Origin of the sequence: Companilactobacillus heilongjiangensis (assembly GCF_000831645.3) — a bacterium.
GTDB classification, from domain to species: Bacteria; Bacillota; Bacilli; order Lactobacillales; family Lactobacillaceae; genus Companilactobacillus; species Companilactobacillus heilongjiangensis.
Genome location: NZ_CP012559.1, coordinates 2,399,766 through 2,414,633 on the forward strand (window position 1 = coordinate 2,399,766; position 14,868 = coordinate 2,414,633).

At 37.4% G+C, this 14,868-nt stretch carries 15 protein-coding genes; 4 read left to right on the top strand and 11 right to left on the bottom strand.

Annotated features, from left to right (window positions below; genetic code table 11):
- Positions 1-41: 41 nt before the first annotated feature.
- Positions 42-2,573, bottom strand: coding sequence for a M1 family metallopeptidase (locus JP39_RS10690; RefSeq protein ID WP_041500255.1), 2,532 nt, complete (start codon positions 2,571-2,573; stop codon positions 42-44).
- 522 nt (positions 2,574-3,095) lie between these two features.
- Here JP39_RS10690 and JP39_RS10695 point away from each other — a divergent pair.
- Complete coding sequence (locus tag JP39_RS10695; protein WP_041500254.1) at positions 3,096-4,286, top strand: ATP-binding protein; 1,191 nt, start codon at positions 3,096-3,098, stop codon at positions 4,284-4,286.
- A 71-nt stretch (positions 4,287-4,357) separates the two neighbouring features.
- Here the strand turns inward: JP39_RS10695 and JP39_RS10700 are convergent, their stop codons facing one another.
- From JP39_RS10700 to JP39_RS10730, 7 genes are all read right to left on the bottom strand, one after another.
- Entirely contained in the window at positions 4,358-4,852 is a 495-nt protein-coding gene (locus JP39_RS10700; protein WP_041500253.1) for a GNAT family N-acetyltransferase, read from the bottom strand.
- A gap of 19 nt (positions 4,853-4,871) precedes the next feature.
- A complete protein-coding gene (locus JP39_RS10705) occupies positions 4,872-5,243 on the bottom strand; it encodes a nuclear transport factor 2 family protein (protein ID WP_041500251.1) in 372 nt (123 codons plus the stop codon).
- A gap of 97 nt (positions 5,244-5,340) precedes the next feature.
- Positions 5,341-6,219 (bottom strand): LysR family transcriptional regulator, encoded by an 879-nt coding sequence (locus JP39_RS10710; protein WP_041500249.1) that lies wholly within the window; start codon positions 6,217-6,219, stop codon positions 5,341-5,343.
- A gap of 410 nt (positions 6,220-6,629) precedes the next feature.
- Positions 6,630-7,226, bottom strand: a complete 597-nt coding sequence (locus tag JP39_RS10715) for an NAD(P)H-binding protein (protein ID WP_041500247.1) — start codon at positions 7,224-7,226, stop codon at positions 6,630-6,632.
- A gap of 12 nt (positions 7,227-7,238) precedes the next feature.
- On the bottom strand, positions 7,239-8,276 hold the full coding sequence (locus JP39_RS10720) for a zinc-dependent alcohol dehydrogenase family protein (protein ID WP_041500245.1): 1,038 nt from the start codon (positions 8,274-8,276) through the stop codon (positions 7,239-7,241).
- Between the two features lie 566 nt (positions 8,277-8,842).
- Complete coding sequence (locus tag JP39_RS10725; protein WP_041500243.1) at positions 8,843-9,076, bottom strand: cytochrome b5 domain-containing protein; 234 nt, start codon at positions 9,074-9,076, stop codon at positions 8,843-8,845.
- Positions 9,077-9,148: 72 nt separating this feature from the next.
- The gene (locus JP39_RS10730; RefSeq protein ID WP_041500241.1) at positions 9,149-9,796 is read right to left on the bottom strand and encodes an FMN-dependent NADH-azoreductase; all 648 of its coding nucleotides are present in this window, start codon (positions 9,794-9,796) and stop codon (positions 9,149-9,151) included.
- Positions 9,797-9,886: 90 nt separating this feature from the next.
- Here JP39_RS10730 and JP39_RS10735 point away from each other — a divergent pair, with 90 nt between their 5' ends.
- Both JP39_RS10735 and JP39_RS10740 read left to right on the top strand, forming a co-directional pair.
- A complete protein-coding gene (locus JP39_RS10735) occupies positions 9,887-10,807 on the top strand; it encodes a helix-turn-helix transcriptional regulator (RefSeq protein ID WP_041500239.1) in 921 nt (306 codons plus the stop codon).
- A 69-nt stretch (positions 10,808-10,876) separates the two neighbouring features.
- Positions 10,877-11,335 carry a nitroreductase family protein gene (locus JP39_RS10740; RefSeq protein WP_041500238.1) on the top strand — a complete coding sequence of 153 codons (459 nt, stop codon included), beginning with the start codon at positions 10,877-10,879 and terminating at the stop codon, positions 11,333-11,335.
- A gap of 48 nt (positions 11,336-11,383) precedes the next feature.
- Here the strand turns inward: JP39_RS10740 and JP39_RS10745 are convergent, their stop codons facing one another.
- Positions 11,384-12,133, bottom strand: coding sequence for an alpha/beta hydrolase (locus JP39_RS10745; RefSeq protein ID WP_041500236.1), 750 nt, complete (start codon positions 12,131-12,133; stop codon positions 11,384-11,386).
- A 124-nt stretch (positions 12,134-12,257) separates the two neighbouring features.
- Here JP39_RS10745 and JP39_RS10750 point away from each other — a divergent pair, with 124 nt between their 5' ends.
- Entirely contained in the window at positions 12,258-13,121 is an 864-nt protein-coding gene (locus JP39_RS10750) for an SDR family oxidoreductase (protein WP_041500234.1), read from the top strand.
- Between the two features lie 279 nt (positions 13,122-13,400).
- Here the strand turns inward: JP39_RS10750 and JP39_RS10755 are convergent, their stop codons facing one another.
- Together JP39_RS10755 and JP39_RS10760 are read right to left on the bottom strand one after the other, a co-directional pair.
- Positions 13,401-14,267 (bottom strand): aldo/keto reductase, encoded by an 867-nt coding sequence (locus JP39_RS10755; protein WP_041500232.1) that lies wholly within the window; start codon positions 14,265-14,267, stop codon positions 13,401-13,403.
- Positions 14,268-14,282: 15 nt separating this feature from the next.
- A complete protein-coding gene (locus tag JP39_RS10760) occupies positions 14,283-14,822 on the bottom strand; it encodes a DapH/DapD/GlmU-related protein (protein WP_041500231.1) in 540 nt (179 codons plus the stop codon).
- Positions 14,823-14,868 lie beyond the last annotated feature (46 nt).

Here is a 14,868-nt window from a genome sequence, read left to right on the forward strand (position 1 = left end):
AAAGCTCATCAAATATTGATAAGCTTTCTTTTCATAATTTGCTATTTATTTTCAGAAATTGCTTTGTTAACTGCGTCTTTTTCGTCTTCAATCAAGTTAACGTTAGTTTCAACAATCTTAATATCCATTTGGATTTCACGAGTCAAACCTGGTGTATTAACTTTTGGTTCAAAGAACTTCTTAAACTCAGCCAAACGTTCTGGTGTATGGAAAATCATTGACGTAACAGTGATATATGTTGAGAATTCCATATCTCCACCGACTGTCTTCTCCAACCATGACCAGTCATTTCTAATCCAATCCCAAGCGTCTTGTTGAGCTTCTTTATTTGCCAAAGTTCCACGATACCATGCACGCAAATCTTGTGGCTTGATAGTATCAGCATCTTCAAATTTACTAATTAATTTCTTAATCAATTCAGCATCAGGTGTACTTGTAATGGCAACTGAAAGGTCTTCTTTATAACTTGGGTCAGCAGTCTTAACGTAATCGTTCAACAAGTTATTGAATAATTCAGCAGAACCGTAGTTCTTAACTTCATTTCTCAAAACGAAGAGACGAATGTCAGCTGATAGGCCAATCAAGTTATCTTTGTTTTCAGTAAAGATTTCGTGAGCCTTAGCAATGGCATCTTTATTTTCAGCATACAATGCGGCGCTCAAAACATATGGACGTGTTAATTGATCGTCATTTGATTCGCCAGCCTTTGGTTCCCAACCTAAACGGGCAACTTGCTTAGCACTCAATTTATCGAACAAAGCTTGCAAGTTCTTTTCTTCAGCAGAACCTGGTTTAACAAACTTCTTCAAATTGTTGGCAACACGATACAATGCGGCATTAACAACAGTTGAATGACTTTGAGCAAATTTACCAAGCAATGGCACGATTTCAGCGTATGAAATTTCACGAGCATCAGCCAATAGCCGAAGATCTTGTAGAATTCCTAATTGTGAAATGTTGTCGATTGAATCAAGATTATCCAAGATATCTTTCAACAAAGTAGCATCGTATTTAACGATAAAGTGTGAGTTGTTACCGACATTTAGACGGAATGGTTCGTTGGCATCCTTGTGCAATTCAGCGTAATCACCGACAACGACTGACTTTTCAGACATAATCTTAGGTGTAGCACCATAGTTACTGTTTAAAGGAATCTTCCATGAACGAGCTTCATCTTTACCTTGACCGATAAAGAATTGTTGTTGTGACAAAGTAATCTTGCCATCAACGACACTAGCTGAAACAACTGGATAACCCGGTTGTTCTAGCCATGAGTGCATGATTGAGCCAACATCGATACCAGAAGCATCACCTAGAGCATTCCAAAGGTCATCACCTTCAGCGTTGTTATACTTGTGAGCTTCAAAGTACTTCTTCAAACCAGCACGTAAGTTATCGTCACCTAACAAGGCACGAACCATAACTAGCATTCTGGCACCCTTAGCGTAAACGATAGCTGAATCGAACAAAGCATCAATTTCAGCCGGATTGTTAACTTGCACATGAACAGATTGAACACCATCAGTCGCATCACGTTGCAAAGCAGCAGGAACATCAGATGTTTGGAACATTTCCCAAACATTCCAGTCAGGTTCAATTGCATCAACAGCAACGTATTCCATCATGTTGGCAAAACTTTCGTTTAACCATAAGTTGTCCCACCACTTCATAGTTACCAAATCACCGAACCATTGGTGAGCAAGTTCGTGAGTAATAACTGTAGCAACAAGTTGTTTAGTATCAAGTGAAGTATTGTCAGGATCAACCATCAAGTAAGCTTCACGGTATGTAACAAGACCCCAGTTTTCCATGGCACCAGCTGAGAAGTCAGGCAAAGCTAATTGCCATGAATGTGGAAGTGGATATGGAGTTTCATAGAAATCTTCATAGAATTCAATAGCACGTTTAGCAATATCCAAGGCAAAGTCTAATTCGTTGGCCTTGTGAGCTTTAGTAGCGAAGACACCGACTTCAACGCCACTCTTAGTTGTTGTAACTTTACTTTGAAGATCACCGAAAGCAAAGGCGATTAAGTAAGTTGACATCTTAACAGTTGTATCGAAGTAGTGAACACCATTTTCAGTTCTAATTTCTGGCATGTTAGCCAAAATTGTTTCACCAGGTTGTTCATCAAACTTGATAGCCATATCAAATTTAGCTTTAGCCTCAGGTTCATCGACACATGGGAAAGCTTGGCGGGCAAAAGTAGTTTCAAATTGTGTTCCGATAATTTGCTTCTTTTCACCATTAACTTCGTAATATGAAGGATAAATACCCATCATTGAGTCAGTCAACTTAGCGTTGTAAGTAATTGTCAAAGTTGTTTCGCCAGCTTGTGGCAAATCAATGTTGATAGCCTCATTAGTATCATCAACAGTGAATTGAACGTCCTTGCCGTTAGCTTGAACAGTTTCAACGTTTAAATATTTTTGGTTAATTGAGATAGATGGCACTTTAGCTCCACCATCAATAACAGTCTTACCAGAGATTTTTTTAGTTCCACGGTCAATATCGATGAAGACATCATAGCGACTTGGTTGAAATTTATCATAAAAGCGTGTTATTTCAGACATAAGTTCCCCTTTTTTAATCATTCTTTAATATACTTCTAATTTATTATAATCTTTAATATATCTTAGTTTCAATATAAAAAGAATAGTAATTTAATATGCCGTCTCCGGGTGTCAGTGATTTTTTGCCAGCTATGGGGACCGGTGCGAGCCAAATTACGGTCTCGCATCTCGATTTGAAGCCTTGCCAAAACCCGGCAAGTCTCCAAAGTCGCCCCGTGGTGTAAGAGCTAAAGCTCTAACGCCACCTCCACAGCAGGCAAAAATCACTGACACCCTCCGACTAAAATTTATTGTGCTTAAAATCTTTTTAATAAAACAGTTGAACGATTATTAATACCTAAATAGCTTATCAAATATAAACCTATGTCCCAAACAAAGTGATTTCTAAATCGATACTATTTCTGATTTTTATCAATTATAATTGATAAAAGCGGATAATTAAGAAATTCTTCAATTATAATTGAAGAAAACTAGAAATTAAGAAATTCTTCAATTATAATTGAAGAAAAAGGAGGACTTAAAATGATTGTTCGTGATTTATATTTAAATAAGCTACGTAAATTTCAAAACACCGAGTTTGTTAAAGTCATAACTGGCGTGAGAAGATCCGGCAAAACTTTTATTCTTCGGCTGTTTCGAGATGAATTGCGCCAACAAGGGATTCCTGACGATCAGATTATCTTTATCAATTTTGAATCTATGAAATATCAGGATCTCTTATCTAAAAATGCCCTCTACGACTATGTTATGAAATCCTTAATTCCTGATAAAAAAATGTATTTATTCTTTGACGAGATTCAAAGAGTTACTGGCTGGGAAGATGTAATCAATAGTTTTCGAGTAGACTTTGATGCAGATATTTACGTATCTGGATCAAACGCATCTCTACTATCTGGCGAATTAGCTACTCTTCTAACAGGTAGAATGGTAGAAATTCCTATCTATCCACTATCATTCAAAGAATATTTACAATTTCGAGATATAACTGACCAACCAGAACGATACTTTAACGACTATATAACCGAAGGTGGATTTCCCGCTGTAGCCTTAGTTGATGATGCTTCGGTAAAACAGAGCATTTTGGATGGAATATACAGTTCTATTCTGCTTCGTGACGTGACCGAACGTGCTCAAATTCGTGATGATGGTCAATTGACTCAAATTTCAAATTATCTTCTAAGTGAAATTGGTAATTTGATTTCCGGCAACAAGATTGCAGGTGTTCTATCTAATGAAGGATTCAAAACAGCTAACGCCACGTCAGTTCTTCGATATATCAATTTATTACAAAATGCTTTTCTCTTCTATCCTGCTAAACGTTACGATATACGTGGCAAAGCTTATCTTCGTACTGTTGCGAAATATTACGCTGTCGACACGGGGTTAAGAAATACCACATTAAACCGCAACTATCATGACAATTTTGGACACCAAATAGAGAATATCGTTTACCTAGAGTTACGACGTCGCGGATATCAAGTTGATGTTGGTAAAGATGATACTAAGGAAATCGATTTTATCGCACGAAAAGGAAATGAAACCCGTTACTACCAAGTAACTATGCAACTGCCTGATGATAATGACCGTGAAATCAGTAATCTAGCTGTTTTGCCTGACAACTTTCCTAAAGTCGTCCTAACAGCCAATCGAATGGATGTTGGCCACGTAAATGGTATTTCTGTAGAATACATCATTGATTGGTTACTATCATAAATTAAAGTTTTAAATAAGCATCACAAAAAGAGAGACTAATCAAACGATTAATCTCTCTTTTATATTAGAAATTATAAGTTACCATCTAACTTCTTAACCAAGTTATACCAAACTTCATCAGCGTGTTCAGAATCTGCCACACCCTCATTTTCAAAACCATTTTTCAAATAAAATGGTACATTACGTTCCAAACTAGTTAAAGAAATGCTTTCTCTTTTAGCAATTCGAGCATTCTTTTCCAAGGCACCTAACAATTTACTTCCTATACTATTGCCACGATATTTTGGATCTACTGCAATTGTGAAGACGATTTGATGTCCGCCTGTTGCAAGATTATTAGGAGTCTTTTCGTACATCCAGTCTTCCACATAAGCTTCCTTAGTGGCCGGTCCCACGATAAATCCCACAACTTTCTCATCCACTCTAGCGACCAAGAAAGTATCTGATAATTTGTTAATGCGGTCACGATACTGTTCTTCAGTTCCAGCTTCTTCAGCGGTAAAGCCTAAGTTTTCGATGCGTAAAATTTCCGGCAAGTCTTCCGGCATTACATTCGTAATTTCCATTATTGTTACTCCGTTACTTTTAGTAAGTGCTGGCAACTTGGTTGGAAATAATCCATTGACCATTCTTCTTTTCGAAATACATCTTCATTTGTAGAGGCCAAGTATTAGCACTACCGCCCCAAATCTTAGCTTGAACACGATTTTGACCAATAAAACTAGCCTTGTCGCCATCAATTTCAATATTCTTGATTGCATCTTCTTTTGAAGAAAGATATTGCATTTCGTCATTTTGAATCTGGTCGATCCATTCCAATTTTGGTTGCACATAGCCTGTCATATGAGTTAATTTCATTGATGAACTTAAAATTTTATCTAATTTAGAAAGGTCTTTCTCAACCATGGCCTTATTTTCGTCTCGATATAATTGAATAATTACTTCTTGATCAGTCATTATTTATCACGCTTTCTGCTTTTATCTACAAAAAGAATGATACCGTGAAGACCGCCATAGAGCTATTTCAATTCCAAATAGCATTCATAAGCTATTCTTATGCAAAGCTTTCTTTCAACAAGTCCGCAAAACTTTCGATATAAAAGCCCGAGTTATCAGCTTGCCAGTATGCATAATAATTCTGAACCAAACTCTGCTTACCTTTAATCAACTTGATTACCTTAACAATATCTTGATTCAACTGATTTTTCATCCGCTCATTAATAATTAAATATCCTTGACTGGAAGCCACTAATATTTGTGCTTCATCATAATTCTTAGCAATGACAAATTCACCTTTAACCCCGAGAATATCGCGATAATACGACTCATCGGCCGTTGGATTCTCACTGTCAGAAATTAAAATACAAGGAATATCAGCCAATTCAGCAATATCAATTTTTTCAGTACCGACTGGCAAAGAACGACTGACCGCTACCATAAATTTACTTGATGTCAGAAATTCATTCTGATATTCATTCGACAACGCCCGTCTTTGATCAGAAAAATTCAAATCAATCTTGCCTGTTCGTAGCAATTCATAGAGTTCTTCATGGTTGCCACTAGTAATGTGAATTTTAACTTGGGGGTATTCTTGAGTGAATTTGGAAACTGTTTGAAGAAATTCTGTCGTCCCAAAACTTCGCAAATAACCAACATTGAGATTCACATCATCATTTTTGACAATTTTCACCGTATTTTTAACTAATTGGTCAACATTCGTCAAAATATCCTGACTATGCGTGTAAAAATATTGTCCCGCCTCAGTAACTTCAAAACTCCGACCTTTACGTTCCAAGAGTTTCACACCGAGATTGCTTTCTAACTCTTTCATTTGTTGGGAAATGGCCGATTGAGAAATATTGCATTCCACTGCCGCCTGCGTAAAACTATGATTCTTAACGATTGCGATAAAGTATTGCATCTGTTGAAACATAAACTTCGCCTCAAATTTGTATTTTTCCTCATTATACCAGTTGGGGCCGCCTCCGGTTGTCAGTAATACAGTTCTGCTGTGGGGACCGGTCCGAGCAAAAGTACGGTCTCGAACCTCGATTTTGAGCCGAAGACCACGTCTCAAAACTCGTCTCGTGGTGTAAGAGCTGAAGCTCTAACGCCACCTCCACTGCTGAACTGTATTACCGACAACCTCCAGCTAATTTATTCCATTTTTGATTATTTATAATTCAATGAATTACCTTAATTAAATTCGTACCCATATCAACGGGAACAAACTAAAGATAATATCAATTAAGTCCAAAACACATTAGCCGAATGATTCGAGGGGGGGCTGCCCTCCATCGAATCATTCGGCGGCAAAGCAAAAAAAAATAACCTCTTTCGAGGTTATTTACTATTTAATCCAACGCTATCATGTGAATAATAACTGTCATCAGCAATCGCATTCTTTACAAAGTCAGCGATTGATTTAACTGAAACATCATGTCCACCGAATGGTTCGCCTTTACGTGTAATTTCGTAATTAACTGGTCCATTAGTAAACCAACCCGGACGAATAACGGTATAGTTCAAATCAGAACTTTCGATAATATCAGCGGCTTCTCGATAAGGACGAAGGACACCGTTGCTACTCAAGTTTCCGTTACTACCAACGGATGCAGGGATTTCATTATAAATTCCCATTGATGTAATGAATAATAGACGTGAAACATTATTTCTGTCCATAGCTGCCACAATCTTTTCAGCAAAGCGATTCAATGGACCACTCAAGGCTACAAAGACTGCATCTTGATTTTCCATAGCTTTATCCAAGTCAGAATCAGATGTCACATCTCCGGCCATTGCAGTTTCACGGTCACTGACATTCAAACGACCAGCACTTCTAGCAAATAAAGTTAGCTTGTCATCAGTTTCATTCAAAAGTGTTTGGCGAACTGTTCCGCCGATTGTTCCTGTTGCTCCAATAATTAATACATTTGTCATTTTAATTTCCTCTTATTTATCAATAATTAATAGTGATTTAATAGCTGTTCTCTTATCCATTGCTTCATAAGCATCTTGGATATGATCAAGATCAAAACGTTTTGTGAAAACTTTGCCCGGATTAATTTCACCATTTAAAACAACATCTAACAAAACATTCTTATCATCTGTGGTTACTGAGGCAATTCCGCCACGTAGACCAATATTCTTCCAGAAAAGATTATTCGTATTCATTTCTGGCTTTTGTGGTACACCGACACGTCCAACAATTGCTCCAGGACGACCAACTTTAACCGCTGTATCGACTGATTGTTCCGTTCCAACACATTCAAGCACGGCATCAGCACCAGTTTTAGTTAATTCCATAACTTTTTCAACGGCTTCGTCACCACGTTCAGCGATGATATCTGTTGCGCCAAATTCTTTAGCCAATTTCTGTCTATCTTCGTGACGGCTCATGGCAATAATACGTTTAGCACCAAGCAATTTAGCAGAAAGCACACCGCTCAAACCAACAGCGCCATCGCCCATTACTACAACTGTATCACCTTTCTTAACTTCAGCACTTTTGGCAGCGTGGAAACCTGTAGCCATGACATCAGCTAAAGCTAAGAAATTGTTGAGCATATCGTCAGAATAATCTTCAGGTTGACCAGGAATCTTAACTAAAGCCCAGTTAGCGTTAATGAATCTCAAATATTCACCTTGGTAACCGCCATTGCCACCAGCTTCTTTGTTCAAACAATCGCCATCAAAACCTGCTAGACAAGCGGCACAGTGACCACAGCCATGAGTGAAAGGTGCAATTACGAAGTCGCCAACTTTAATATCTTTAACATCAGAACCAACTGATTCAACAATACCAATAGCTTCGTGACCAACAGTTGAACCAGGTTCACGTTTGGAAATTCCACGATACCACCAAAGATCTGATCCGCAGACACAAGCACGAACGATTTTGATAATCGCATCAGTTGGCTTTTGGATAGTTGGTTTAGCATATTCTCTAACTTCCATTTTTCCAGGTTCTACAAAAGTTGCTGCTCTCATATTTAATTATCTCCTTATGTTTTATTTATTTATTATTTCTTTGATTTAACTTACAAGTGATATAGTACATTCATTTTGATGTTAGACCAATTTCAAATATTGAAGTGATTGATAAGTTTTACTTATGATTGGCCGTCTCCAGGACAGAGAATATTCACCTGCTCTGTTCTGGAGACTTATTTATTACTTTTTGTAAGAATTTTTCATATAGCTTAGTCCTTTAGCCTTGAAAGCAAAATTAATAGCCTCAAGTGATTTCCTTCTAATCACTTGAGGCTATTTTTAAAATCATTCTTTATATATAGGCAGTGGCTCTAAAACGAGTTTCGATAGGGCAACTCCTTCCGCTTTTCATATTTAAGCAAATCACACGCAAAACCAGCGTGCAATTCGCTTAAATACGAAAATGCTCGGGAGCTAACCGCCCTATCTCCACTCTCTCACCAAAACGAGTTCCGCAGGCCAATTTCTTCCGTTTTGCCTAACTTCCCAAATCATCCGCAAAGCACGCGGATAATTCGTGAAGTCATGCAAATGATCGGAAATTCCTGGGCCTGCTCCACTATCTAGACTAGCTTTCCAACCTCATTTAACTTAGCAATAACTGAATGCTTATGTGGAGACTTCATAATTGCTTCCGACAAATCATTGCCTGCAACGTTGCCATGGTGTTTGCCGCCTTTCCATGGTTCAACATCTGTCATATCGTAAACAATCCCGTCAATGGCTACATAGGCTGGATTGCCATTTTCACCGTTAAATTTCTTTAATTCTTCAAGTGTAAATTGTTTATCTGCCATCTAATCAACCTCTACTTTCAAAAAATTAATATCTACAAATATTATGACATTTATCAGTGGATGAAGACATTTTTAGCTCTCATAGAATTTAGTAAACTCAACGTCCAAATCAGCCATTCCCTGCTGTACAGCCTGTTTTATATCAACACCATTTGTCTGTAACCCTTCGATTCTGACGATTGAAAACCTATCAAATCCCATTAGTTCTTCAAAGATGCCTTTTAGATACATTCTTGAAAATTCTAGCGGCGTGTAACGATCGTTGTTGGTATAAATCGACCCACTTGCTTGCAACAACATGACTTTATAATTATCAGTCATCAACCCAACTGACCCTTCGGCTGTATACTTAAAAGTTTCGTGAGCAACCAAAATATTATCGATATAATCTTTCATCTTCGAAGTCACATTAAAGTTATGAAGTGGTGAAACGATAACAATTCGGTGATGTGACTTGAATTGTTGAACCAAATTCTGATTGATTTGGAAAATTCGGTTCTCTTCAGCACTCAAGGTTATGTGTGCAGCTTGCTTTTCCCAAATGCCCAACAATTGATCCGTTGTTAGTTGTGGAATTTCCACATCATAAAGGTTAATCAAATCGACTGTTTGTTGCGGAAACGAAACTCGAAATTTTTCTAAGAATCGTTTTTGTAATTTAATTGAGTAATGATCACCATTTCTAAAATCCGGTTGAGCGTTAATTATTAATGTTTTCATAGTTATGTCTTCTTTCCTTCTCGATATTAATATCCTACAATCTAAAGGTGACAACACATGGCACCCTTTACAAAAAAAGGAGATATAAAAATGAATAAGGCCGAAAGACTAAATCAAGAATTAATCTTTCTCAGCAATAAGAATTTCTTTCAAATCAACGACTTAATCACTGAATTCAATATTTCTAAACGAACCGTTCTGCGCGATATAACTGAATTGGAGGCCATGGGACTGTCTTTTTATGTCGAAAATGGCCGTCACGGTGGATATCATCTTATCAAAAAAGAACTGCTCGTTCCCGTTATCTTTAATCTTGAAGAAGTCAGTGCTATTTTCTTTGCTATCAAAGCTTTGACTTTATTATCAGCCACTCCCTTTGAGAAAAATTATCAACATATTTATGACAAATTATTAGCAACCTTACCTAAATCTCAACAAGAATATGTCGCCAAATTGCAGGATGGTGTTAACTATTATCGCATTCCTTCTATTACGACACCCAATTTTTTGAACATCATTTTACAATCAATTGTCGATGAAAGAATTATCGATGTAACTTATCATCGAAATAAGCAGCTTCAAGTTTTCAATTTGCTCTACCGCAACGGAATCTGGTTCTGTGATGCCCTCGATATTAATACGAAAAAATGGGGAACTTATCGTTGTGACCGTATCGAAAGTTGCCAAATCAATCGCAAAATTACGGATACTTATTCACGTCTGGAACTGAAACAATTCCAACAAAATTACGAGAATAATTATCACAACATCCCTTTCGAATGCGAGTTAACACCGTTGGGACAAGAATTATTTCAGAAGAACAACTATCCAAACATGCATTTAAAAACTTCCAATGGCAGGATTCTAATGTATGGTGGCTACAATCGAGCCGAATTCAACTATATGGTCAAATACCTAATCACACTTGGTAAAAACGTCAAAATAAATTATCCGGCTGAACTGAAACAGGCATATGTTAATGAATTGCAAAAAATTATCAATCAATACTAGATGTTTGTGCAACCGGATACAAAAAAGTTTATTATTAAACTAAATCGTATTTTTGGAGGTTCATATATAATGGAAACTTTTGAAATGATTCAATCACGTAAGTCAGTTCGTGAATATTCTGGACAAATTACTGACAAACAATTGAACAATATTTTGTTGGCTGCTAATGCTGGATCCGTTGGTTTGGCAAAATTCGATGAATATCGTCTAACTGTTATTCAAAAACCAGAAGTTTTGTCACAAATGAATGGTATTTACGACGCTCCCACAGTCATTGTCGTCTCTGGTCAAAACAATGGTTTAATGGAAGGAAATTCCGCCGGCACAATCGTTCACAACATGGAACTTGAAGCAGAAAACCAAGGTTTAGGCGCTAATTACAACATGGCAAGTCTTGGTTCAATTCCTGCTGGAGTTCTTCCTGATGGTTTCAAACCACTCTTTGCTTTGACATTAGGGAAAACGAATGAAGCTTTCACACCACGTGAGATTTCTCTAAAGAAGATTCAAACTAATATTGTTAAATAATAAAAACTAGGATTTCTCGTCATGAGAAGTCCTAGTTTTTTTTAACGCTTATTCAGTAAAGAATTTTGTAGCAATATCCAAAGCTTCTGCTCGAGAGTTTCCGATTCCGAAGCCATGGTCAGCATCATCCAACAAGTGCAAAGTATCAGTGGTATAAACGTCGTCGTAACGTGTCGAGGCAATCTTATCAACAACTGTATCCTTCATACCGTGGACTAAACAAACGGGACCATGATATTCTTTAGCAATTTCATAAATTGGCAAAGTTTGGGCTGTTCTGAGATAAAAACCACCCAGAGTTAAATTCTTTTTGATTGGCAATGTGTCAGGAATATTGTTTGGATCGTAAGTATATCCTTGAGTACTGCCCTTCAAAGCATCATCTTTCAAAGTTGCAGCAGGAGCTAACAAAGCCAATTTAGCAATCTTTTCAGGATAATAACCAGCAATCATACTGGCAACAACCCCACCTTGTGAGTGACCCAATAGATAAATCTTTTCAACACCTTCGATTTGTCTGGCATAGTCCAAGATAGCTTTAGCATCACCAATTTCATTCAAAACTGTCATGTCGACAAACTTTCCATCCGATTGACCATGACCATTAAAGTCAAAACGAAGTGTAGCCAATCCTTTTCCCTCAAAGCGTTTTGCTAATTGATACAACAACTGATCTGGGTCAACTCCACGATTTGAAGTAAAGCCGTGCATCAGAATCACTAGATTAAATTTATCTGCGGCAGGCTTATTGAAAGTTCCTCGCAAAGTTAAACCATCACGTTTTATTTCGACATCCATTTTTTATCATCCTTTTTCTAACAAATTATGATTATTTTAGTCTTGTTTGTTAGAAAGTTCTAAGTTTTTTAAATTCGGTCTTCAAATTGAATATAATAAAGTTAGATAGATTGGAGCAAAAATTATGGCAGATAAAATTTTAGTAATTGGTGGTACGGGTAACATCGGTTATCCGCTAATTAAATATTTAAATCAGCAAGACGTTCAAATCGTAGCTGGGACACACAATATACAAAAAGCTCAGGCAAAGTTTGAGGGCTTGAGTAATGTAGAAATTAAACATTTCGACTTCCTAGATCCATCGACTTTTGAAGCTGCTTTTGACGGTGTAAACAAAGTATTCTTCGTTCGCCCTCCACAACTGGCAAAGCCGAAACAAGATATGTTGCCATTTCTAACCTTTGCCAAGCAAAAACAAATTCAACAAATTGTCTTCGTATCTTTGATTGGTGTCGAAAAGAATCCCATGACTCCACATCATAAAATTGAACAGATGATTCTCGATTTGAAGATTCCATACACTTTCATACGGCCAAGTTTCTTCATGCAAAATCTCAATACAACGCACCGTGAGGATATTCAAAAGAATCATGATTTGTTCATCCCCGCTGGAAACGCTAGAACAAGTTTCATCGACACACGTGATATTGGTGAAGTCGCTGGCATCACTCTAATGAACGACAAATATCTCAACCAAAAACTAAATATCACCGGTCCAGCAGCTTTGTCATATCAAGAAATTGCCAAAATTATGACTAAAGTTCTAGGAACCCCAATAACTTACAGCAAACCAAGTCTTTTAAAATTTAGAAAAGTAATGTTAAAGCGTGGCATCAAAAAGGATTTCGTCAACGTAATGGTCATGCTTTACTTGATAACACAACTTGGCAATGCCAAAGAAGTTACCGATACAGCTGCAAAAGTACTAGGCCACACACCCAGAACAATTCAAAATTACATTTATGATTATCAAGACTACTTTAAATAACGTAAAAAGGAGAAAACTAAAATGTTTTCTCCTTTTTTCTACTATTAATATATGTTTTTTCTGATCAATAAATACATTTGATACGGATTAACTAGTCGGAAGAGTTGAGAGTATTCATCCGCAGCGAAAGTAGCGTTATGGCTTTAGCCATTACACTACCTGGCGTGTTGGAGACTTTCCGGTCTTTGGAAAGGCTTCAACCGAGGTTCGAGACCGCTCTTTGGCTCGGGCCGTTCCGCGCAGCAGATGAATACTCTCAACTCTGGAGACGACCCCATTTTATAGCTTTCCACCAAACACAGGATAAGCGCTAGCTGCACCATAATTCATTTGGTCAATCTTCATCAAAGTATCCATATCTTCAGCTGAAATTTCAAAATCAATCTCGGCATTAGACTTCATATGCTCAGGGTTAGCTGACTTAGGCAAAACGATAACGTTCAATTGCCAGTCATAACGGATACACAATTGTGGCACGCTGACATGATACTTTTCAGCCATCTTTTTAATCCGTTCATCATTCATCGCAGCACCATGGGCAACTGGTGAGAATGCCTCAACAGCAATATCGTTAGCTTGTGAATACTTGATAATATCCATTGGTGTATCGCCGATATGAATCTGAACTTGGTTAACAGCAGGCTTAGTATCGCTATTTTTAATCAAGTTGTCCAAATCTTCCTTATCAAAACTTGAAACACCGATAGTCTTCAACTTACCAGCTTTAACGGCATCTTCCATTGCACGCCATGTTTCCAAATTTCCTTCAAAGTGACGGTCATTGCCTTGGTTAACTTCAGTCCATGGTTGAGGATTGTGAATAATCATCATATCCAAATAATCCAAGCCCATCTTGTTCAAAGTTTCATCAATTGATTTTTTAGCTTCATCATAATTCTTAATTTCAGCAGCGACTTTTGAATTTACAAAAATTTGGTCACGACTGACACTACTATTTAAAACTCCTTCGCCAACACCACGTTCATTGCCATAAGCTTGGGCTGTATCGATGTGACGGTAGCCAATATCAAGTGCACTCTTAACTGCAGCAGCAACTTGATCATCAGGGATTTCCCAGACACCTAAAGCTAATTTAGGAATCTTTACTCCATTATTTAAAGTGATTGTTTCATCAAAAATTGACATATAATTTTCTCCTTCTTAATTGCATTTAATAGTTTTAATGATGCGGGCCGGTACACCACCCACCACAGTATTGGCAGGGACATTTTTTGTCACAACTGCACCCGCAGCGACGATAGCATTTTCACCGATAATTGTTCCCGGTGTGACGGTAACATTCGCACCCAACCAAGCATTATCGTGAATATAGACCGATTTAAAACTCAAATGACGTCTATCGGCAGGATTAGTACGATGATTAACAGATGTTATCGTGACATTAGGTCCAATCAAAACGTTATCGCCAATATAAATTCCACCGAGATCAACGAACATTGAACAATTGCTGATATAAACATTTTTACCAATATGCAGGTTTTGCCCAAAGTCGGTATAAAATGGCAATCTAATTTCAGTCGTCTCATCAATTTTTTCATTGGTAATTTGGCTGACAAGGTCGCGAGTCTCCGCTTTCGTATGTGGCGAATCGTTCAACTGTTGCACTAACATTTGGTTGCGACGATTGACCTTTTCGATTTGTTCGTAGGCCTCTGTCCCTACATCCATTTCTGATTTCATTTTAAGTACCTCTCTCTGATTGGATTCAGTATACAAAGAGATTATT